This is a genomic window from Clostridium zeae, assembly GCF_017312485.1.
Lineage (GTDB): Bacteria > Bacillota > Clostridia > Clostridiales > Clostridiaceae > Clostridium_AR > Clostridium_AR zeae.
Genome location: NZ_BMBA01000001.1, coordinates 868310 through 891412, shown reverse-complemented (window position 1 = coordinate 891412; position 23103 = coordinate 868310). Strand labels below are relative to the sequence as shown.

Below are 23103 nucleotides of genomic sequence, written 5' to 3'. Positions count from 1 at the left end.
TAACTATAATATTACGTTATTGTAGTTGTGATTGAAAATTATGAGCTTGTTGATCTTGGATTTTTTGTCTACCTTTTTCAGTGTTTTCAGCTTCTTTTGGACATATTATATAAAGTAACTGTTGTAATTCTCCAACATGCCTTCTTTCTTCATCTGCAATATGATACAAAACTTTTTTAGCTCTTTCATCATTTGTAGCCATTGCATGAGCCTCGTAACCAATAATAGCTTCAAGTTCCCCTGCGATATCTACTCTTAGGGCTTGTGCTAATTCATCATTTGTCATTTGTCTTGGAACATTTGCAATAAAAGGGTTTCCTAGTAATGCCATAAAAACACATCCTTTTCAATATTATATTTACAATTTCAATCTAATTTATTCGAAAACATATAATTAGCTTTTAACAAAGTAGGGATTTGTATTCATTGATTAGATAATTACAACTATAAATTTAAGTATGTGGTTAAGCGCATTTTTTAGTTTGTACCTTTTATTGACAAATAATAGAGAAAGTATTAGCATATATACCAAAGTATTCAAATAGATTTAGTATGTAAACTTTGGGGAGCTATTTAGAATATGTAACTTAATGGGTAGTAAGAGAATTCTGAAGTGCAATAAGATTTATACAAAACAAGGGGGCTAAATAATGAGTGAAAGAAAGTATGGAAAAGAATATGGATTTTTGACGAGGGCAGTGCATGCTGGAAATGATGTGGACAAGGATACTGGTGCTATTAAAAGACCACTTACCATGGCTAACAGCTATGAATTGCCTTATGATCCAGCAGAGTTAAACTGGAGTGGTGCTGGAAAAGCACTTTATACTCGTAATGGAGGTTCAAATCAGCAGTATTTACAAGAAAAATTATCTGTATTAGAAGGCGGAGAAGACTGTGTGGCTTTAGCTTCAGGTGTTGCAGCGCTATCAGGAATTTTCTTCTCTTTGCTTCAGACTGGGGATCATGTTGTTTTCTCAAACGTGACTTATATAGCAGTTTACCGCTTACTTAACGAATTATTACCTAAAAAATATAATATTGAAACAACAATTATAGACACCTCAGACTTAGAGGCAGTTAAAAAAGCGATTAGACCTAACACTAAACTAATTCATATAGAAACTCCAGCAAACCCTACTTTAAAAATAAGTGATATTGAAGAGATAGCAAAGATAGCTCATAGTGTAGGAGCTTTACTTTCTGTTGATAATACCTTTGCTTCGCCTTATAATCAAAGACCGCTTGAACTTGGTGCAGACCTTTCCGTGGAAAGTTTAACTAAATATATTAATGGACATGGAGATGCAATGGGGGGAGCTGTTATTGGTTCAAAAGAGCTTATTGATAAAATAAAATCAGAAGCAATGATCAATAATGGAGGAGTACTTAGTCCTTTCAATGCATGGATGATTATGAGAGGAGCTGTAACCCTTCCACTTCGCATGAGGCAGCACAATGAAAGTGCACTTAAGATAGCTAAGTTTTTAGAAAGCCATGAAGCTATACGCTTTGTTGCTTATCCAGGGCTTGAAAGTCATAAAGGCCATGATATAGCTAAGAAACAGATGAAAAATGGTTTCTCTGGAGTAATGGCTTTTGGTCTTAAAGCAGATCATGATACTCATAACCGCTTTGTAAGTCATCTTAAAGTTATAACTTCGGCAGTATCCTTAGGTCATGATGAAAGTCTTATAGTATTTTTAGGAGAAGATGATGAGCGTCAATATCTTTATCCAGAAGAATTCCATGAAGGTTTCTTTAGATTTAGCGTAGGTATTGAAGATGCTGAAGATATCATTGAAGATATTAGGCAGGCACTTGAGAAGGTTGAATTATAGTTATTTTTAATAAAATAGCTATGAAATATATATTCTTCTGAGCAGATAAATTGCTTCAATCCTTAAACTCCCAAAAAAGATTTCTACGATTGTCCGAATGTTTATTCGGAGAAATTAAAATATGAAGAAATTTATCTGTATATGAACCACTTCTTACTTAAATTTATATTTCAAAACTTCTCAGGAACCTGAGAAGTTTTGAAAATAGATTTAGGATTGAAGTGGTTCATCTTTATAGGGTTACTAACTCAACTATTAATTTATACGTGCCCGAAAATCCCTAGAAACCGGGATTTTCGGGCACGTATAAATTAAGTTTCGATATAGGAAATCTTTATTAACGTAAAGTTACAAAAAGAATTATATATATTCTTTAGTAGTTAAAGTTCCCTGATGAAAAAACATTTTCCACTTACCGTTATAGCATTTCCATATTGAGCTACGAAGTGAATATTTTTTATCTTCATTTGCTTCGTTATGCTTTATCACCTTATATGTTGCTAATATACAATCATCACTTAGTTCCGCTGCTGAAAAGTCCTTTATTTCCCAGTTTATATTTTGTTTGGTAGCACTATCATCTATTTTGTCGCCTTTCTTATAATGATACACATATCCAGAACTACTGAATTCAGTAAAATCATCTGCTAGTAATTCACTGGTCTTTTCGGAGGATTGTCTTATTTCAGGTTTTAATAAATCATTTTCAAGTTGTAGTATATAGCTTTCTAGTGAGTCCATTTTTTACCTCCCGATAATATATCTATATAAAACTTTATCGTTTTTAACATGCTTTTTCAAATTGTATTAGAGTCTTAAGTATAAGGGGTTAATAGAATCAGCAACTAAACTTTTAAGATTAGAACTGTGAGATTTATAGTAAATAACTGAAAAGATATTTTTAATAAAAACCTTTACGAGACACAAAGAAATGTAAAAAAGGGCATAAAAAATATCATTGACTTACAACAAGCGCAATGATAGAATTATACATTATGATATTAAAATTACCTGTATATATTTATCATAACATAAATAAAAATAAAAGTCAATAGGAAAATTAAAAAAGTTTAGGGGGTTAATTTGTGGAAAAAAGTCTAATATTTATGAAAAATTCTATTTTAACTAAGCAGACCTTATCTGAAATTCAACAGATTAACGAGGAGACTTTAGAATATGGACTAAAGCTTTCAGAAAATGATATAAAGGCTATCTTGGAGACAAGAAACACCGCTTTAAGTAGCAATGGAAGAGTAGAATTTGGAGGAGGTCTAATAAAAAAGATTATCATTGCTTTTTGTGATTCGCCCTTTATTCACCAGCATAATTATGTTGAAACCATTACTGATCTTGTAGATGCTTTTTATTATTTCAAAAACGAAACCTTGGAGGAGATAAGTGATGACGATCTTATCCAGTTCATGAAGGATTGTTTTAATGAAAAATGCAGAGGGGATTTGGATTTACTTAGGTACAGATACTTATACCAATTGGTTCACAACGTAAAGTACGGAGCCAATGATTATTTAAAAGAAGATATGGAAGAGTACATGGATGATTATATGGATGGGGAAGGATATGAAGAATAATGGAAAACTTTATAATCAATCAAGAAGAGTCCTTAAAAGGCTTAATAAGCAAAGAACATTATTTTCAATCGCTGCTTCAGATAGCATATTCAAATAATTTGCTAAGCATAAGAGAACTTGAGATTATCCAGCTTCAAATGTTTGAGCTTCTTACAGAAATAGTTGGCTATTATACAAGAGATGAAAGCTCTTCTGTTAGAGAAGAAGTGGCTGAACAGATTATACTATCATTTTCTTATACCCTAGGACTATGTTTAAAAAAGCAGCCAACAATAAAGGAAAATATAGAACTAATTAAAAGTACAAAGCTTAAACAATTATTCACAGAAGGAGAAAAGATACTGAAATCTAAGGTTGAGCTATGCGAAAATCTATTAAATACTGTATATGAAACTAGACTAAGGGTAGAAACCTTTGCTTATACAGATACCATAGATTATGGAATTCCTCTGTTTTTCAAAGACTATGATATTAGATTTGCAAGCCACGAAACTCCAGCTTCTATAGATTATCCTCTTGCCGTTGATGTACGTAATCTGGTGGGAATCGAATATATAGAAGAGTATTTAAACAAAGTAATTCTTGAAAATAAGTTTTGTTCATTATTTGACGCAAAAGAGATTGAAGCTTTATTAAAAGGCTTTAACAAGGAGTATTCTCACATGCTGGTCAATGTATTTCAGCTTACTCTAACTAATTATATAGGGTGCATTCTTACGGGAAAGGTTGGAACATCTTTAGATATAAGTGAAGGGGATAGGGCATACATCTGCAGCATGATTAAAGATTTGCCTGAAGAAATGTTAGAAAAGTTAATTCTTATGGCTTCAGAAACATTATGCGATAACCTTTGTATTGAAGATCAAGTTCTTATTAAATATATAAAGGAAACGGCACAGGATATCATTCCTCAAATAGAAAATGCTATTAAAATTGATAAGTTAGAAAGAGTATTTATTACCTTAAAGAAATCAGAAGAAAATTTTCTTAAATATGAGGATGGGGAAAGCTTAAGTAATAGCTCATTTAGACAGATAACTGAGGAAATAAGAGCTTGCCATAGGGTGGAAGAGAAGATAGAAATTATAACAGATGAAATTCACAGTCTAAAAGATATAGTGGATGTACTGGGAGCTGACTGCATATTTGAGGATGAATTTATAGAAGTATTCAAAGCGTTAGAGGATTTTGAAATAGCTCTATTAATTAAAGCTACTTCAACTAGTAAAGCTTTTGATAATGAGTATGGAACAGAAAGCGAAAAAGAATGGCAAAAAAAGCTGAAGGAATATTTAGACAGCCTTAATGCTTTAAGGAGAGAAGAGTTATTAAGAGTGGCTGAGGGAATTGAAGTATAGATGACGAAACTATTGCAATAAAAATAGGTCTTTTTGTAAGTTTTAAAATATTGCAAAAGTGATAAGAAAGATAAAAGGAACCCTCGGGTTCCTTTTATTAATTTTATAAGAATAATTGGATTTAGTATTTCAATAATAACTATTGAATTGTAGTGGTCATTACCCCTTTATATTTTCTAAAGTTTAAGATAATTCTACCAATAATAAATGAAGCGATATAAGGGAACGAAAGAACAAAAGTCACAAAATGGGCTAATTGATATGGTGGTCTACTCCATATATCATAACGGCTTCCCATTGAAATTAATGGTCTTAAACAAAACGCGAGTATGTCGTTTGGTAGAATTTCTGTGAGCCCCATCAGCATCATAAATATTAACATGACTATTCCAACTACTATATTCATTGACATTTCAACCTTTTTATATTCACCATTAAAACCAATAAAGATCCATACACTTATAAACAAACAAGATGTAAATAATATCAAAAGTATGTATCCAAAGAAATCTAAAGAGCTCGTAGTAATTACAATGTACATTAGAAAAAAACTTAATAATGGCACTATGCCTAGCAAAAAGACATGAATTGGAACACTAATTTTTCTTTGTCTGACTATACCCTTAAAGTAATTCCATGAAAAATAGACGATAAGTCCTGTTGCTAACAGTAAAATCAAATTTGATAAACCTAAATACCCCATATTTAATATCCTCCCTTTAGTTAATTCGAAGTGCTTTATTGCTTCGAAGTAGCTCATATGTAAATTATACTATAATATACAATTAATTTACATATAAAAGAGAATTATTGTAAAAATATACAAAGGTTTTAGAGAAACAACTTCTTATGATTTAAGATTTATATCTGAATTACGTTACAATATTAATACTTTTGACTTTTTCATTCAGTATCTTGCAATAAACAGTACTGAGTGATATACTATTCTTAAATCATACATATAAAGGAAGAAAGACATAAGATGAATACTCAATTAAAAAAAGGCATATTAGAATTATGTGTTTTATGTATACTTTCAGAAGGTGATCGTTATGGCTATGAGTTAGTAAATGAAATATCAAAGAATATAGCCATTTCTGATGGAACTATATATCCTATATTGAGAAGACTTAATAACGAAGGATATTTTGAGACTTATTTAAAAGAATCACAAGAAGGGCCACCAAGAAAGTATTATAGATTAACTGACTTAGGAAAGACAACTAAAGACGAATTGTTAGAAGAATGGGTTGGATTTGTAAATGGAGTGAATAATATAGTAAAGGGGCATAAAGAATGAGAAAAGATGAATTTATGAGAGAAATGGAAGTAAATCTAGATAAAGTATCAGAATCTGAGCGGAAAGAGATCTTATACGATTATGAAGAGCATTTTAGAATAGCAAAGGAAAATGGAAAGGCAGACGAAGAAATATGCATGGAGCTAGGCGACCCAAAAGAGATTGCCAATAGCTATAAGGATTCCTTTAAAGATAAAAATAGTTTAAGTGAATATAGAAATGAAAGTGTAAAGGTAATGCCAATCTCTAAATATAGTGATATGAGAAGATCAGTAGGGGTATTTGCTATAGCTGCTGGAATGATTATAATGATTTTTACAATTCACTCCATATTCTCAGGTCATAGAAGCAGTGTTAAGAATGCTTCAGTGAATCAGATAAGGATTGGTGATAAAAATATTGATCAGTCAGGCGTTCATGGAGACGGAATAAGCATTGATAAAGATGGAATCAGCATGCCTGGATTAACTATTAACGATGATGGAATCTCTGCAGAAGATGTTAACATTGATTCAAAGGGGATAAGCGGACCGGAATTTAAGATAGATAAGGACGGAGTAAAAATTAACTAAATATTAGGAAAAGAACCTACAAGCACAAATCTGTAGTGAACCGCACATTTATATAGGCTCAGTTCACATCGGATATGTGCTTTTTATTTTTATATAAATATGTTGAATCTGCTTAAAGCCGCATGTTTCCTATATATTTATATAATTATATGATTTTATAATTATAAAATCAGATGATTATATATTTAAATGAATAGATAAATATAAGATTATTTGAGGATTCCTATATAGAAACGCAAGTTATATTTGCTTTATAATCTCGGCTTATGTGGACCATTGCGCACATATAACTTAATAGTTCAGTTATGAAACCTATATCTATATTTTCGATAATAGCAATTGCTGCCACTTTCCATGAAATTTTAAACGAAGATCTCAGTAGCCTTTAGTGGTATAATTTACATAATAATAAATGTGGATGAAATGAAATATAATCCCATAGGCAATGATTAGACATAGAGATTATTTGAAGAGGTGCATGAAGATGAAGGTATATAACAAATTAGTAAGAGATAAAATTCCCGAAATCATAGAGAAGCAGGGGAATGAATGTGAGATAGAGATAGTATCAAAGGAAAGTAAATACATATATTTAGAGGAGAAACTAAAAGAAGAGGTCAACGAGTACTTAGAAGATAAAAACCTAGAAGAATTAGCAGATATAATGGAAGTACTTTTTGGACTTGCTGATGCCTTAGGTTATAGTGAGAAAGAATTAATAGCTGCGAGAAATAAAAAGCTAGAGGAACGTGGTGGGTTTAAGGATGGAATTGTATTGAAGTCTACTAAGTAATTGGAATTGAATTGGGAACAGATAACTCTACATAAAATATATTAAAAAGGACTAACATCAATTAAAAAAAGTGTTAGTCTTTTTTACGTGAAAAATTTAAAAAAGTAAAAGTCATACCTTCTCAATTTAATATTGGCACATCTATATATCTAGATAAAAGCCCTAGTTATTCCTTTTGCAATTGCAGTTATTTAAGAAAAACTGGATACACATCCCCTAGAAATAAAGCCCAACTGAGTGATCTGGTACCATCAACGGTTAATAAATCAATGGGTTCTATACTATAAAACAAAGCCAGGATATATATATTGCCGCAAAATTGCAACTATGAAAAACCAGATAATATCTATATTCACCGGCTGAAAGCTTAATTGAAAACATATAAATCTATTCCACAAATCAAATGGTTTGTAAACTATGTAACTGCAAAAAATGTAGAAAAATGAAAGAAAAATTATATTTACAAGAAAAGTAGACAGGAATAATATTAAAATGGTTATTCTGACCTATATAAAACGTCATTATAAATACAAAAAGTAATATTTTTGTTTATTGTTTTTAGAATTGTATTTCAACTTTGATAAAGATGTTCTTCATATTATAGCTGACAACTGTGTTTTTGCTCGATTCAAAACCTAATAAGTTAATCAATTACCCCCTTATAACGATGTGAATTTCAGTTTGTTCATAGCGGACATATCCATGTGAATAGTTTGAAGTTCGTCTCGATTACATAGAGCAATTAAATATTTTTCGTTTTTATCTGTATATTAAATTATGAAAGGAATGGTGGTAAAAATGAAGCAAATGCGGAAAATAACAGCTGTTGTATTGCTCGTAGCTTTCTTATCTTCTCAGATTACGTCACTTAGCGATGTATTTGGCATAAAGACTTTACCAGCTACTGCGGCAACAAATGATGTTAAGGCTAATTCTTCAAAAGATGATGCATCAAAGAAGGAAGTTAGCAGTACAAGTGGGACAAGCAGTAATACAAGTAATTCTACAGGTAGTACCACAAATAATGCTGAAAAGGGTGCTAGTAATGCCAGTGATGGTACCAACAACAATTCAAAGGACGATAAAAATAGCACCGTAGGGACTAGTGATAATAAAAACAATAACGGAAGTGGGACAAGCTCTAATACCAGTGATGGTTCAAGTAAAACTACTAGCAGTACAACTAGTTCCAGTGGTTCTAGTAATTCAAATGCAAAGGTAGACAGTAGCAGTAAAGCTTCTAACACTCCATATACGTCAGCCGATAGATCAAACCTATTAAATGCTGAGTTATTTGCTAGTACAGCAAGCATTGATCAAATGGTTTTAACAGTTCAGCAGTGGCTTAATCAAACTTATGGTTCAAATGCAAAATTCAAAAGTGTTTTTCCAAATGGAGTTACTGAAAGTGGACAAACGGGTAATGAAGTTGAGCAAGCTTTGATTACTGCAATGCAAATTGAATTAGGGATAACAACTCCTACAGGTACCTTTGGACCTGCTACAACTTCAGCTTTTAAGACAATTACAATAAGAGCATCAAACAATATAACAACTCCAACTAATATGGAGTATATATTGCAGGGAGGTTTTTATTGTAAAGGCTATTCACCTGGAGGTTTTTCAGGGATATTTTATACCCAAACCCAAAATGCAGTAAAGCAATTCCAAGCTGATGCTGGACTTGCAAATTGCGATGGCGTTGTAACTGCCATGGTCATGAAGGCTCTTTTAAACACAGATCCATTTGTTTTATCCTACAATGGTGACTCGAAAATAAGACAGATACAGCAGAATTTAAACAATAAATATAATGCTTATACAGGACTTCTACCTACAAATGGAGTATATGTTGCTGCTACTAATAAAGCCTTAATTTATGCTCTGCAGGCAGAAGAGGGACTTAGTACTAGTACTGCAAATGGGGCTTTTGGTCCTACAACCACTTCGAGTTGTCCAACTCTACAGTCAGGCGATACTAGAACTAACTTTGTAAAGCTCTTGCAATACGCCTTGTATTGTAATGGCTTTGATCCTGGTGCCTTTGATGGTGTATACGGAAGTGGTGTAACTTCAGCGGTAAAGTCCTTCCAATCCTTAATGCGTCTTCCTGTAACAGGTATTGCAGATATGCCTACTATAAAGGCTACACTTGCAAGCTGTGGAGATACCAATAGATCAGCCACTGCAGCAGATTGTGCAACTATATTAACAAATGCTACAGCAACTACCTTAAAGAACAATGGATATAATATGATCGGAAGATATTTAACAGGAAAAGCAAATGGAATAAGTAAAGCACTGACAGCTTCCGAAATCAAGATAATCTTTAACAATGGATTAAAGTTCTTCCCAATTTACGAAACTAGTGGAACCTATCTTTCGTATTTTACAGCTTCTCAGGGAATCACTGATGCAGCAAATGCAATTAATGCATCTGCAAACCTTGGATTACCTAGCGGTACCACCATTTATTTTGCTGTAGATTTTGATGCTATGGACTCAGATGTTACAAGTAATGTAATACCTTACTTCCAAGCTATAAGTTCATATTTTAACAGCCATAATGGTAATGGATACAAGATTGGTGTGTATGGAGCAAGAAATGTGGCAGCAAGAGTATATAGTGCAGGTTATGCTTCTAATATCTTTGTTTGTGATATGTCCACTGGCTTTAGTGGTAATCTTGGCTATAAGATACCTACTCAATGGGCCTTTGATCAATTTGCTACAGTAACTATAGGTAGCGGTACAGCAGGACAGCTTGAGATTGATAAAGATAGTTTTTCTGGAAATGATCCAGGAGTTAGCTATGTAGTTGCAAGCTCCAATACTCCACAGGTTTATTCAGATGTTCCAGTGATGCCAGGCGAAACAAAGGTTGCCGATCCTGTGGATTCTAGTACAGGCTCCCATATAATAGAGAAAAGTTTCTTAGAAGTGCAAGGTGCACAAAAATTCTCCTTTGAACTAAACTATAACTCATCACAGCTTTCAACAGGTGCAATGGGTAAAGGCTGGTACAACAATTACGAGATGAGAATTGAAAAACAGCCTGATGGATCCTTATATTATTACACCTATCCATCCTCATATATTACCTTTACACAAAGCTCAACAGCAGGTGTATATACAACTAGTACAACTGGAAAGAAGAACTGGAGTATAACAGTAAATTCTGATGGCACATATTTATTAAATTGCGGAAACAATATAAAATACGGCTTTGATAAATATGGTGCATTAACTAAAGTTCAAAACAAACTTGGTATGGTTATCAATGTAACCTATCCAAACTCATTAACTATGGTTATCACTGAGCCTATTTCTGGAAAGGCAATAACAGTAAATTATAGCAATGGCTTTGTAAGCAGTATTACTGATAGTGCCACAAGGACAGTAAGCTTCCAGTATGACAACAATATGTGTTTATCAGCGATTACTGACGAAAACGGTAAGACTGAAAAATACACCTACGACTCTGCAGGTCATGTTTTGACTGGAACTGATGGTGACAATGAACTATACTTTACAGATACTTATGACAGTACAGGAAAAATAACTTCACAAGATGATGGTGTTTCAGGAAACAAGCTCACATATTTTAGCTATGATACAACCTCAGTAAGTGGTCAAACTATTGTCACTGTCACAGATAGGAATGGAAATAGCTATAAGAATGTTTTCAATAGCAATAAACAGCTTTTATCTTCCATAGATCAGAACGGTAATACGAAAAAATATACTTATGATGACAATGGAAATATACTAACTGAAACTGATGGTAATGGAAATGTTACAACAAAAACCTATGACACCAATAACAATCTGTTAACCACAACAGATGCAGTAGGTTCAAAGACAACCTTCACCTATGATTCAAATAATAATATGTTGTCTCAGAAAAATCCGGATGGTGGTACTACACAATATACCTATGACAGTAATAACAGAATTTTAACTAGTACAGACGCCCGTGGAAATATTACTAAATATGTTTATGATACTAATGGTCTTCCTATAGAAAAAGATATTAGTGATCATAAATATACCTTTACCTATCAAAGTGGACTAGTAGGTACAGCAACAGATCCACAGTTAGGGGCTACTACCTTTACCTATGATGGTGCTGGACATGTAGCTACCTCCACTGATGCAAAAGGAAATAAGATAACAAATTCCTACGATAAAAAGGGAAATCTATTAAGTAAGACAGATCCAAATGGAGGAATAGTTTCATATACCTATGACAGTAGAGGAAGTCTAATAACTCAGACAGATGCTAATGGTAACAAAAGATCCTATGTCTATAATGCTAACAATAAAGTTACATCTATGACCGATGAAAAAGGTGGAATTAAGACTTATACCTATGATGGTGAGGATAGAGAAATTCAAGTTAAGGATGCCCAAGGAAATATAACCTCAACCTCCTATGATGCTAGTGGTCGTGTCACAAGTAAGACTGATGCCAATGGCAATATAACAAAGTATACCTATGATGCAGTGGGCAATGTTCTAACTACAACAAAACCAAGTGGTGGAACTATCACTGATACCTATTATGCTAACAATAAGTTAAAGACAGAAACTGATGCCGCAGGTAATCTTAACACTTACAAGTATGATACAAACTGGAGACTTAGCTCTATTACAGATCCACTAGGAAACTCAACTGCAAATACCTATGACCTTCAAGGTAATCTTTTGAGTGAAACTGATAAAATGGGAGATGTGACAACTTACACCTATGACTCCTATGGAAACCTGCTCACAAAAACAGACCCTAATGGAAATATAACTACCTATACTTATGATGGAAATAACAAAAGAACAAGTATAAAAGATGCGCTAGGAAATATGACTACTTATGCTTATGATTTAGCTGGTCTACTTAAATCAGCTACTGATGCAAATAGCCATACTGTAACCTATACCTATGATGCTGATGGAAGACTAACAGCACAAACAGATGCACTTGGAAATGTCATAAGTACCTTATATGATGCTAATGGAAACACAGTTAAAAGGACTGATGGCAATGGAAATTCAAAAACTTTTGCTTATGATGCAGCTAATTTACTCATATCTTCAGTGGACGAGTTGGGGAATAAGACAAGCAATACGTACGATTCGATAGGAAATCTTACTCAAGTGGTTGATGCCATGGGCAATAAGACCGTTTCAAAGTATGATGCAGGTGGAAGACTTATATCCGTAACTGATGCCATGAATGGAGTAAGCACTTGTCAGTACACTGCTGATGGAAATACTGCGTCTCTTACAGGACCAGCAGGAGAAACTACTGCTTATACCTATGATACTTCTGGCAGAATGACTTCTGAAAGCACTCCATCTGGAGGGAAAATAAGCTACACTTATAATTCCTTAAATCTACTATCTGAGCTTACAAATGCTAGAGGACAAAAAAAAGACTATACCTATGATGCAGCAGGAAGGGTTAAAAGCTTTACCGATACTGAAGGTACAACCTCTTATACCTATGATAAGAATGGTAATGTGCTTACAGTTACTGATGCACAAGGCACTATAACTCGTCAGTTCGATGCTCTAAATCGAGTTGTAAAATATACTGATGTAAATAAAAATGTGATACAATACAGCTATGATGCTGTAGGCAATCTCTCATCTATTACCTATCCAAACGGAAGCAAGGTAAGCTATGCATATGATGCGGGAAATCATCTTTCAACCGTTACAGACTGGGCAAATAGAGTAACAACTTATAGTTATGACAAGAGTGGAAACCTTATAAAAACAGTAAGACCAGATGGAAGTATACTAACTGAAGGCTATGATGCAGCAAGAAGACTTACTTCAATGAAAGATACAGATAAATCTGGTAATATAATAAATAGTTACACTTATGAATACAATGCAAATGGTCAAATCACAAAGGAAGTATCTTCAAATGGTCAGATTACTTCAACAATGACCTATGATGCTCTAGGCAGAGTGATGAGCCGAAGCGATGTTGACTCCACAGGTAAAGCTACAGCAAGTTATACTTATACCTATGATGCTGCAGGAAATATAACCTCTGGCGGCGGCACAATGACTTACGACAAGAACAACAGACTCATTACCTATAATGGAAGTACTATATCCTACGACCTTGATGGAAACATGACCAGCGGTATTCTTAAGGGAAGTTCAACAAACTTCACTTATGATTCAGGGAATAGACTTACTCAAGCAGGTGGGGCAACCTATGCTTATGATGCTTTAAATAACCGTATCTCACAAACTGTAAACAGTAAAAAGACTACTTATGTATATGACGGTATTTCAAACGATTTAAGCAGACTACTGGTTAGCACAGATTCAACTGGAAATAGCACTTATTATGTATATGGTATAGGTCTTCTAGGTGAAGAAAGCTCAGGTGGCTATCTTGTATACCACTATGACCTAAGAGGAAGCACAACAGCTATAACTAACTTGCAGCAAGTAGTTACTGATAGATATACCTACGGAGCATATGGCGAGCTTTTGACTCACACTGGAACTGCTACAACCTCTTTCTTATACAATGGCCGTGACGGTGTTATGACTGATTCCAACGGACTTTACTATATGAGAGCTCGTTACTATTCACCAGAACTTAAGAGATTCATAAATGCCGATACCTTAAAAGGTTCAATCAATAATGGAGAAACTCTTAATAACTACGCTTATGCCAATGGAAATCCAATCTCTATGATTGACCCGTTTGGTAGATGTGCGGATATGGCAAGTGATGTGGGTCATACTGTTTTAGACACCTTAGGTTTAATACCATTTTTAGGAGCAGTACCAGATACAGCAAATGCAGTGTGGTATGCCTTCCAAGGAAAATGGGGATATGCAGGATTGTCTTTATCATGTGCAATACCTTTCTTTGGAGACTTTGCTGACGCAGGAAAAATAGCTAAAGATGCTGTTGATATAGGAAAAGATGCTAAACTTATTTCTAAAATTGGGGAGGAAGCTGAAGCTACTAACAAAGGTTGGCAAGTTGGTGATGATATTAATGCTTTAACAAAAGCAGGGAATTACCCATCTTGGAATACCGTAAAATCTAGGTATTGGAAGAATGTAGCTAATGCTGCTGAAGAGGGAGAATACTCAGCAGAAAATTTAGCTAAGATGTCAAAGGGAAGGGCGCCTCTACATGATGAAATAGGAGTACCAAAAGAATTACATCATATAGAAGGTAGGGGAGGTACTGACCCACATAATATAAATAATCTTACAGAATTGTGGCCATGGGAGCATGCTGATGTTGACCCATTTAGGTTCTACAATGGACCAAGACCATAGAAAGGAAGAAAATAATGATTGATAAAATTGGAAAAGAAAAAATTATAAATAAGGCTTTTGAAGGGAGAAATGATGTAATAAAGTGGGATATACAGAAAATCTCAAATGGACAAAATATAAAAATTACTTTCATTAGCAAAAATTCACCTAAAAAACAAGGGATAAGACTTGCAACAGATAATGGAATTGAAGTAAATGGACAACTATATACATCAATTCAATTGTGGGATGATACGTCTCCAAAGGAAGTTATTTGTAAATGTTATACCAAGGATGAGTGCTTGAGCATCTACAATATGTGGGATAAAGGTAATGGGGCACAATCTCAATCGCATACATCAGGAATGATTGTGGTGGAAAATGACAATATATTGACCTATAACTGTAATGATATTGGATTTGATACGAATTTTGATAAGTTAATTTTTACACTAGAAAAACTAGATTAAAAAATTAATTACATTTCTTACAAAATATTCACTGCAAAATTATTAGGTGTGAAGGTCATTTTTGAAGCTTAATAAATTATGATATCTGTGGGGATGTATTGCACCTATAAACTAACAGCATAATATTAATAATGCAGTGACAAAAGGACATAATGAACTAGCTGAAAAACAATGAACTGCTCTCTGTCAAGTTGACGGGGAGCAGTTCAAAAGAGTAGGCTAGTTTATTCTTATACAATGGTAGTACGGTGTTATGACTGATTCCAACGGACTTTACTATATGAGAGCTCGTTACTACTCACCAGAACTTAAGAGATTCATAAATGCTGATACCCTAAAAGGTACCATCAACAATGGAGAAACTCTTAATAACTACGCTTATGCAAATGGAAACCCAATATCCATGGTTGATCCATTTGGTAGATGCGCAGATATGGCAAGTGATGTGGGGCATACTGCTTTAAATACCTTAGGCTTAATATCATTTTTAGGTGCAGTACCAGATACAGCAAATGCGGTGTGGTATGCCTTCCAAGGAAAATGGGGATATGCAGGATTGTCTTTAGTTAGTGCTATACCTTTCTTCGGGGATTTTGGTGACGCAGGAAAAATAGCTAAAGATGAAGTTGATATAGGAAAAGATGCTAAGCTTATTTTTGGTGTAGATAGAACCATGATGTCGGTTACTACAGATCCAGCTGTAGCTCAAAGATTTGCTGGAGAATATGGTAAGGTGTATGAGGCACTTATACTAGAATCAAAGCTGATTCCACAGACGTTAAGTGATGCTAGGGAAAGTGAATATCTAATCAAATTTGTGGTTGGAAGGGTGAGATTGCAAATACAACTATACCAAGTCTATACGATACTGTGAAAGATAGGCAAGGAGCTCTAAATTCTGCATGGAATCTACATGAAGTAAATTGCCTAACTTGTGGTAAAAAGCTAACGAGAAATGCCATTTGGGCTGAGGAAACATTAAGTAATTAGAAATTTACTGCATAATGTAGAGAAAACTAATAACAAAAAATCAGCCCCGCATACAAAGTGCAGGGCTGATTTTTATTTTATCTTTATTTAAACAGATAAATCCCTCTTATTATAGAAGAAGTAAGTGAGTATGGAAAATAGTGCTATCATTATGATTGTTATAATAACTATCACGAAGTTCAATCCGTTTCCATTTACAATATCCACATAACTAAAATATTTAAAAGGTGAAAGTACATTTAAAAAGTTCATACGATCTGTTATATCAGTAATCTTTGATATTACAAAGGAAAATAGTAATATGGAAGTAGCAACTGAGCCTGATACTTTAGCTTTTTTCATAAAAGCTGATAACAAGGCGCCAAGTGAAAGGAAAATCAGCTGAATGATAAACATGCTAACGAAGAATGTAAATATCTCTCCATTAATTGAATTTCCTTTATTATATACTCCAACCATAGCTATAGAAGAAACCAAGGTGATTAAATTAATAATCACTATATTTACTAAGGCTGCAAGAAGCTTTGAAGTTATTATTGTAGATCTAGAAACTGGTTTAACAATCAAAAACTCTGTGGTTTTATCTCTTTCTTCCTTTGCTATAATACCATTACCTAAGAGTACGGCATGAATAGCCACTGTTATTTCGATGTAAAGAAATAAGAATGCGAAGAAACCTCCCATGCTGGCAACATCATAGGCACCTATACCTAATAATGCTTTTAAAGTTGCGGGCATTTTATTAAGAACCTCGCTAGCAGAACCACCACTTGAATAGGCTGTATACTTTGCCATACCGCTTACAACCAATAAAACCATACATATGCTCCATATTATAAGAGCTTTTCTGTTGGCTTTTAATTCTCTTATAAAAATATTCATAATTAGACCTCCTTATAATTAAATCCAAGTGCATTAAGCTTACACTGCATGGATATCCTTTTTGTTATAAACGATATAGCTTACAATAATAGAAATAACTACAATTGCTATTCCGGTAATCATATATGAAGCCTCATAGCTTGTGTTCTTTATGATATAAGGAATATCAAAATATCTAAAAGGAGAGATGTAACGAGTAGCATCAACGTCTTTTCCAGTAGCAATAAGTGCGCCTATCATGTACAATCCAAAGACTACTCCTAGTGATAAAGGAAGAATATTTTTAAGTTTCTTGAAAAATACTGAAGAAATCATTCCTATTGCAAGAAATATAACTTGGATGAAAAATAATGTAAGGTTAATCAAGAAAAATGCTTTTAAATCAAAGTCTGAGGTTTTAACCGCATTTGCCATGATAAAAGAAACAGTTAAGAAAATCACATTTGTAATAACTATATCAGTAAAAGCTGCTAAAAGTTTTGCAGTTACAATGGAGGTACGTGACACTGGTTTTACTAGTAGGAAATCAGCTGTTCTTTCTCTAGCTTCTCTAGAAAGTATTGAAACTCCAAGATTCATCGCTTGAACGGCTCCAAAAACTACGATAAAGGAAAATATCATTGAATAAAATCCTAAAATTGATGTAATAGTGTCAAGGTTAATACCTAAGATTGCTCTAACTGGTGCTGGGTAGTTTCCCAGTAAGGTTTTAAAATCCTCAGCATCTTTTGCCATTCCAGGATATATGGAAAGATAAAGTGCAAGCAATGCAACTAGAGAAACCGTCCATATAATTGTTGTTTTTCGGAGAGATTTTAGTTCATGTAGAAACATATTCATAGTACTAATCCTCCTTATTATAATAATGCATAAAGATTTCCTCTAAATCTGGTTCTTCAATGGATATATTACTTAAATCGATTTCGGCAAGCTTTTTAGTGATGGAGTTAATATTACCCTTAAAGATGAAACTAGCTGTTGTGCCTTCTATGTTAAAATTGCTTACTCCACTAATATTAAATTCATCTTTTTTAATGCCTGATTTAGCTTCAATGCTGATTTTTTTGTAGTTATTTTCTTGAAGAGTGCTCATTTTTTCAAGCTTAATTATTTTACCATCTTTTATAAAAGCTACACGGTCGCACATCTTTTGAACTTCACCTAGGATATGAGAGGAGAAGAATACAGTTGCACCTTTTTTATTTTCCTCTTTGATAAGCTCAAAAAATCTTTGCTGCATTAATGGGTCGAGACCACTTGTTGGTTCATCTAGTATGATTAGCTTTGGTTCATGTAAAAGTCCTTGTACGATGCCGACTTTCTTTTTGTTCCCAAAGGAAAGATCATCTATTTTCTTTTTTAAATCTAGATCCATAATTTCTGCAAGTTCATGAATTCTTTTAGTACAGTCCTTTTTGTAAAAGCTTGCAGAGTATTTTAACAAATCTATAACCTTCATATTATCGTAATAGAAAACTTCTGATGGAAGATAACCTAAAGATTGTCTTACTTCAGGACTTTCAATGCAATTCTTTCCGAATATAGTTGCACTTCCACTAGTTGGATAGATAAGCCCTAAAAGTGTTCTAATAGTAGTGGACTTTCCAGCACCATTTGGTCCAATGAAACCGAATATTTCTCCTTCTTCAATATTTAGATTAACATCAATGATACCTCTAGACTTACCATACTGTTTTGTAAGATTGCTAATTTCAATCACATTCATAATTTAAGCCTCCCAAATTTTAATATTATTATAAGGTTCTTTAATAATTACAAATCCATAGTTCAGCTTCTAATTTATACTGTAGTTACAGCTTTAATATGTATTTAAGGTTTAAGTACTACAAATATTCTTCTTTATAAAAGTTCTTTTTTAACATATTAAGACAATCGTAAAATTCATTACAGATGCCTTCGAAATCTACATCTGTTTTACCTGAAAACTGATTCATAAAGCCATCAGCCATCCAAGTGAGCATTTTCATTACAACTTTAAGATCAACTGATTCTTTAAACTTTGATACCTCTATACCATCTAAGGCGATTTTTTCTCTAAAGCCGTCCCCTTGTGAGATGATAGCTTTAATATCATCCTTAACTTCTTCATCAGCTTCAAAATACATACTTGTCAAAAAGGTAGGAATAGCAGTGTACTGCTTCATAACAGAAAGTTCAATTTCAGTAGTCATTTTGATTCTGTCAAAAAAGTCAGTAACTGTGTTATCAAATCTATTAATGATCTCATTCACAACAATATTTCCGCAAAGTTCAATTAAATAAAGGTAAAGGGCTTTTTTTGTACCAAAATAGTGAAATACCATGGCTTTAGATATCCCAGCAGCAGAAGCAATATCATTGACTGAAGCTTTTTTATAACCATTTGATCCAAAAATTTTTAGAGCTGCATTTATAATTGTATCTTGCTTTTCCTTTGGCAAGTTTTTAAATTTTTCCAAGAACACCACCTCACAATTGCTATAAACCGAATCGGTTTACTTAATTGTAACTCTATAAACCGATTTGGTCAATGGGGATAGGGAAATATTTTTGTGTCGTCTTTTCTCTAAAGTAAATGCTTAAAATATTGTTAAGAAGTGCTTCTTAAAGCATCTTTGAAAACATATTTATATAGCTATATGTTTATTGATAGCAGCTCGGTGAAAGAGATACTATTTTAAAAGCCTAGTACTATGTATTAAATAAATGTTGGTGATTATATGGTAGGGCAAAGAAGCGTAATGTTGCCAAAAATATTTTAAGATGTTATGAGTAGATTAGGCTACTTATAAATATAAAGAAAATGCAGATGAATAGTACATCTGCATTTTTGTAAGAAGTAATTTATGTGATTTAGGAAGTCTTTATAGGGGTACTAGCCTAATTATTAATTTATACATGGGCCCCCTTTAGTTGTTGTACTGAACCTTAAATTCAGAATGTGCGCTACCTAAGAATACGATTGTTCCGTCCTTAGGTAATTTAACTTTGTTGGAGCCTGTAACTAATGAATCATTTACTAGTGTGCCATTGCTATCGTAAACTACAAAGGCTGAATTGCATGGAAGATTTACAGTAATTTCTTTATCAGCAGATTCGCTACCAATCTTATACCACTTTGCAAATCCATCTTTATCAATTTTACAAGTGAAAGCACTTTTTGAAGAGAGAGTATCTATTGCAGAGTCTTCTATATAAATTCTACCATCAGCACTTAGGTATTCGTACCTACCAAGCTTAAAGAAATTAAAATCTACTAGATCTCGTGACATAGTACCTGGTCCATCTAATATAGAAACTGCTGTATTTTTATCTACAATTTTATTTGCTCCTAAATATCCTTCAAAGCCTTTTGAAAAGCCTACCTGCGCAACAGGATATCCACGAAGATAGAGCATTGAGGAATATTTTTCATTTAAGAGGTAATAATTTTTTCCATCTCTTTTATCCCAAGCCTTAGCGATATTTTCTGGAAGTGTATTAAGAGTTTCCTTTTGTGCAACATAATAGTCGATAGCAGTTTGTCCAAGAAGAGGAAGACTTGCATATATTCCTTCTTCAAGATAGGTTTCTCCATTAGTTTCCTTTACTAGCTTAAGTTTTTCAGTACCATCAGAGGATACAAAGTAACCATCTTTAGTATAATTGAAAGTCTGTGTACCGTATTGTGGCATTTGAGGATAGGATAAACTTAAGGTGCCGCCTTCAGTATCTACCTTGGTATCAAGAAATCCTGAAGATGATAGATATTTGCCTTCGAGATTTTTGATTTCTGCTGGTACTGTTGCTTTTTCTGAGGCAGGAAAAGTCTTATCTGGTTTAATTTCATTTATGACACCTTTTTCTTTTAATGCAGCAAGAAGTATCTCTTGAGCCATTACTTGATCGTAAGTACTGGAGGAGCCTGAACTCACCACTGCCACTGCCATATTTTGATCTGGAAGGACTGTAAAGTTAGTGTGATAGTAGAGTGTATCGCCGCCTTTGGATAAAGCTTTTATATTATATTGATTGAAAGGATAGGTATTTACATCATCCCAGCCTAAACCATAGCCTAACACATTATCATTATCTTCAGGCCAAACCCCTCTTAGATATTCTTTATTCTCCATTGCTTTAATAGATTTCTTTGAAAGAACTCCGTTTGAATTATTTGTGAAGGTTGTTGCAAAGTTACATAAATCTTCTGCACTTGAATAAATACCACCAGCACCGATAGCAAGAAAATTTTCTGCTGGTAAAGCTTCAGAGATTCCATTAGCATATGTCTTGGCTAACTTTTCTCTATCAAATGAACTTACTGGAGTCTTTGTGTCTTCCATTTTTAATGGATTTAAGATTGTCCTCGTTATATAGTTTGTAAAGCTTGTCCCTGTAACACGTTCTACTAGGATTTCAGCTAAGGTAAAGCCATCATTGCAATACACTGAGTATTCACCAGGATTAGCCTTTAGACGTTGAGTTCTTAGTTGTGCTAAGAAAGTATCATGAGCATTTGTATCATTATCTCCAAAAAGTAATGCATTAGATAAGCTTGAGCCCATAAGTCCAGAAGAATGATTTAGAAGCATTCTAACTGTAATCTTTTTATATCTTTCATCTGCCATTTTAAATTCTCTAATATATTGGGTAACTGGAGCATCTAAGTTGATTCTGCCCTTGTCTACTAAAGTCATTACTGCAGTTGTAGCAAACATTTTGCTTACTGAGCCAATACCGTACATAGTGTCAGCTGTAGGAGTAGTAGCTTTCTCTACGGAGGCTAGTCCTGAATTACCAGATAGTACGATTTTACCATTGTCTATCAAGGCATATTGAAGGCTTGTACACCCATAGTAAGACGTAATGACAGAAGCCTTTTCATCAGCAACTGCTTTTGTTGCAGCATAAGCTGAATCCGAAGAGCTTTTAACAAGTGAATTTTTTTTGTTAAGCTGTGAAGATATATTTGGCTTTGGCGCCTTATAACCATCGATAGTTGTAAAAGGTAGATCAGTTGTAGGGAAATCCGTTTTTATACTTGTAAACGGAAGTTTTGCAGCTGGTGTTCCTCCAGTAATAATATCTTCAGCAAAAACTGTAGTTGTTGTAGATGCCGAAAAAAGCATCATTAATGAAAATGCTAACAATCGCTTTTTCATTATAAATCCCCCTTCTCTTTTATAAAAAATTTATCCAATAAACTGTATTTGGTTAACATAAATCTTTGATTGAGATATTAAAGAAAGATAACCTTATACAAATTTTGGTAATAACATAATAACATAACACTAAATTAAAAGTCTTAAGAAATAATAAAAAATACCTAAAGAATAACTTAAGTTTGAATTTTATGTCAAATCTAAAAACAGTATTTATATAAGTGTATACGAAGTGACACAAAAATTTCTGTCAAAATCTTCATAAATATAGAGGTATAAAACTTGAAATGGGAAATAGATAACTTTTATAATTTCCCATATATCTTTGGTGACTTACAATCTAAAGTCTTCTATGACATGTATTTAGAAAAAGGGCAAGAGTTTGTAGATAAATATGATGGTTTTTTAGCTAACGATGGAAAAGGAAACTTGTGTGATATACTGAGAACATTTGATATAGATATAAATAATCCTAAATTTTGGGATAATACCTATAAGATAATTGGAGATATGATAGATATATAAATCTATTGGAATAGAAAAGCAAAGAGGAGTAAAAAGAGATGCTCATATGTTGTACAAAAAAACTACAAGAGGTGGCAGGAATAAAGCCTGAGTTAAGTATGACGGGAGAAACTCCCACTTACATGAGTTTAATATATTTAATGAAAAAGACGAGTTTATTACAAAAATCGTAAGTAACTATGATGAACTTATGGATGTACACTTTGATAACAATATAGCTGTTGAAGATGAAGTTTCTATATAGTTATGTATTAAATAAATGTTGTTGTTTATATAAAATAGCTTGTCCTTTATAATAACAACATTTATTTAATACATTTATCAAGTGGATTTTTTATGT

Annotated in this window: 18 protein-coding genes; 10 read left to right on the top strand and 8 right to left on the bottom strand. The window is 33.3% G+C overall.

Annotated elements, in window-relative coordinates:
• Window positions 1–16 precede the first annotated feature (16 nt).
• Window positions 17–331, bottom strand: a complete 315-nt coding sequence (locus tag J3477_RS04120) for a demethoxyubiquinone hydroxylase family protein (RefSeq protein ID WP_206868290.1) — start codon at window positions 329–331, stop codon at window positions 17–19.
• A 319-nt stretch (window positions 332–650) separates the two neighbouring features.
• Between J3477_RS04120 and J3477_RS04115 the strand changes: the two genes are divergently transcribed.
• A complete protein-coding gene (locus J3477_RS04115) occupies window positions 651–1841 on the top strand; it encodes a trans-sulfuration enzyme family protein (RefSeq protein ID WP_206868289.1) in 1191 nt (396 codons plus the stop codon).
• A gap of 360 nt (window positions 1842–2201) precedes the next feature.
• Here J3477_RS04115 and J3477_RS04110 read toward each other — a convergent pair whose 3' ends face one another.
• On the bottom strand, window positions 2202–2582 hold the full coding sequence (locus J3477_RS04110; protein ID WP_206868288.1) for a nuclear transport factor 2 family protein: 381 nt from the start codon (window positions 2580–2582) through the stop codon (window positions 2202–2204).
• A 344-nt stretch (window positions 2583–2926) separates the two neighbouring features.
• Here J3477_RS04110 and J3477_RS04105 point away from each other — a divergent pair, with 344 nt between their 5' ends.
• Together J3477_RS04105 and J3477_RS04100 are read left to right on the top strand one after the other, a co-directional pair.
• Entirely contained in the window at window positions 2927–3430 is a 504-nt protein-coding gene (locus J3477_RS04105) for a DUF6323 family protein (RefSeq protein ID WP_206868287.1), read from the top strand.
• A complete protein-coding gene (locus J3477_RS04100; RefSeq protein ID WP_206868286.1) occupies window positions 3430–4788 on the top strand; it encodes a DUF6179 domain-containing protein in 1359 nt (452 codons plus the stop codon). Before J3477_RS04105 ends, J3477_RS04100 begins: the two co-directional genes overlap by 1 nt.
• Window positions 4789–4927: 139 nt before the next feature.
• On the opposite strand, the gene J3477_RS04095 is transcribed toward J3477_RS04100, so the two are convergent.
• Window positions 4928–5491: a hypothetical protein gene (locus J3477_RS04095; RefSeq protein ID WP_206868285.1), complete on the bottom strand. Its 564-nt coding sequence runs from the start codon at window positions 5489–5491 to the stop codon at window positions 4928–4930.
• A 279-nt stretch (window positions 5492–5770) separates the two neighbouring features.
• Here J3477_RS04095 and J3477_RS04090 point away from each other — a divergent pair, with 279 nt between their 5' ends.
• From J3477_RS04090 to J3477_RS04065, 6 genes are all read left to right on the top strand, one after another.
• Entirely contained in the window at window positions 5771–6088 is a 318-nt protein-coding gene (locus J3477_RS04090) for a PadR family transcriptional regulator (protein WP_183277995.1), read from the top strand.
• A complete protein-coding gene (locus tag J3477_RS04085) occupies window positions 6085–6660 on the top strand; it encodes a DUF1700 domain-containing protein (RefSeq protein WP_206868284.1) in 576 nt (191 codons plus the stop codon). The genes J3477_RS04090 and J3477_RS04085 overlap by 4 nt, the downstream gene beginning before the upstream one ends.
• Window positions 6661–7144: 484 nt before the next feature.
• A complete protein-coding gene (locus tag J3477_RS04080) occupies window positions 7145–7453 on the top strand; it encodes a nucleoside triphosphate pyrophosphohydrolase (RefSeq protein ID WP_206868283.1) in 309 nt (102 codons plus the stop codon).
• A gap of 798 nt (window positions 7454–8251) precedes the next feature.
• Window positions 8252–14776 carry a glycoside hydrolase domain-containing protein gene (locus tag J3477_RS04075; RefSeq protein WP_206868282.1) on the top strand — a complete coding sequence of 2175 codons (6525 nt, stop codon included), beginning with the start codon at window positions 8252–8254 and terminating at the stop codon, window positions 14774–14776.
• Window positions 14777–14790: 14 nt separating this feature from the next.
• Entirely contained in the window at window positions 14791–15225 is a 435-nt protein-coding gene (locus J3477_RS04070) for a hypothetical protein (RefSeq protein ID WP_206868281.1), read from the top strand.
• Between the two features lie 253 nt (window positions 15226–15478).
• Entirely contained in the window at window positions 15479–16099 is a 621-nt protein-coding gene (locus J3477_RS04065) for an RHS repeat-associated core domain-containing protein (RefSeq protein WP_206868280.1), read from the top strand.
• Window positions 16100–16302: 203 nt separating this feature from the next.
• Here the strand turns inward: J3477_RS04065 and J3477_RS04060 are convergent, their stop codons facing one another.
• From J3477_RS04060 to J3477_RS04040, 5 genes are all read right to left on the bottom strand, one after another.
• Window positions 16303–17097 carry an ABC transporter permease subunit gene (locus J3477_RS04060; RefSeq protein ID WP_206868279.1) on the bottom strand — a complete coding sequence of 265 codons (795 nt, stop codon included), beginning with the start codon at window positions 17095–17097 and terminating at the stop codon, window positions 16303–16305.
• Between the two features lie 39 nt (window positions 17098–17136).
• On the bottom strand, window positions 17137–17937 hold the full coding sequence (locus tag J3477_RS04055) for an ABC transporter permease (RefSeq protein ID WP_206868278.1): 801 nt from the start codon (window positions 17935–17937) through the stop codon (window positions 17137–17139).
• Window positions 17938–17941: 4 nt separating this feature from the next.
• Window positions 17942–18823, bottom strand: a complete 882-nt coding sequence (locus J3477_RS04050) for an ABC transporter ATP-binding protein (RefSeq protein ID WP_206868277.1) — start codon at window positions 18821–18823, stop codon at window positions 17942–17944.
• 118 nt (window positions 18824–18941) lie between these two features.
• Window positions 18942–19556: a TetR/AcrR family transcriptional regulator gene (locus J3477_RS04045; RefSeq protein WP_206868276.1), complete on the bottom strand. Its 615-nt coding sequence runs from the start codon at window positions 19554–19556 to the stop codon at window positions 18942–18944.
• 450 nt (window positions 19557–20006) lie between these two features.
• The gene (locus J3477_RS04040; protein ID WP_228731204.1) at window positions 20007–22238 is read right to left on the bottom strand and encodes a serine hydrolase domain-containing protein; all 2232 of its coding nucleotides are present in this window, start codon (window positions 22236–22238) and stop codon (window positions 20007–20009) included.
• A gap of 282 nt (window positions 22239–22520) precedes the next feature.
• Here J3477_RS04040 and J3477_RS04035 point away from each other — a divergent pair, with 282 nt between their 5' ends.
• On the top strand, window positions 22521–22763 hold the full coding sequence (locus J3477_RS04035; RefSeq protein WP_206868275.1) for a hypothetical protein: 243 nt from the start codon (window positions 22521–22523) through the stop codon (window positions 22761–22763).
• Window positions 22764–23103: the final 340 nt, after the last annotated feature.